The organism is Flavobacterium tructae, assembly GCF_002217475.1.
In the GTDB taxonomy this organism is placed as follows: domain Bacteria; phylum Bacteroidota; class Bacteroidia; order Flavobacteriales; family Flavobacteriaceae; genus Flavobacterium; species Flavobacterium tructae.
In genome coordinates this window covers 1-270 of the sequence record NZ_MUHH01000002.1, presented here as the reverse complement: position 1 = coordinate 270, position 270 = coordinate 1, and the positions used below count along the sequence as shown (strand labels likewise).

The 270-nt window shown below is 42.6% G+C and carries 1 protein-coding gene; it reads right to left on the bottom strand.

What is annotated here, in order from left to right; genetic code table 11:
* Window positions 1-270 (bottom strand): hypothetical protein (locus B0A80_RS20730; protein WP_165769198.1); only part of this gene is annotated, 270 nt, incomplete at both ends.

Here is a 270-nt window from a genome sequence, read left to right as displayed (position 1 = left end):
AACCGTCGCACAAGTTACCGAACTTAGTTTGTCGCATAACTGATAAACTACATTATACGTTCCCGGTGTGGTCCCTGCCGCAACACTTACTTTTCCGGTTAACGGATCTAAAGTAATTCCTGTTGGCCATGTTCCTGATACCGCAACTGTAGCATTTCCTGTAGTTCCTAGTACTGCCGGAACTCCATTTACTTTATCGTTGCTTGCAATATTTGTGAAAACAGTTCCTCCTGTTGATGCAATAGTTCCATTTTCGAATATTGGCTCTAC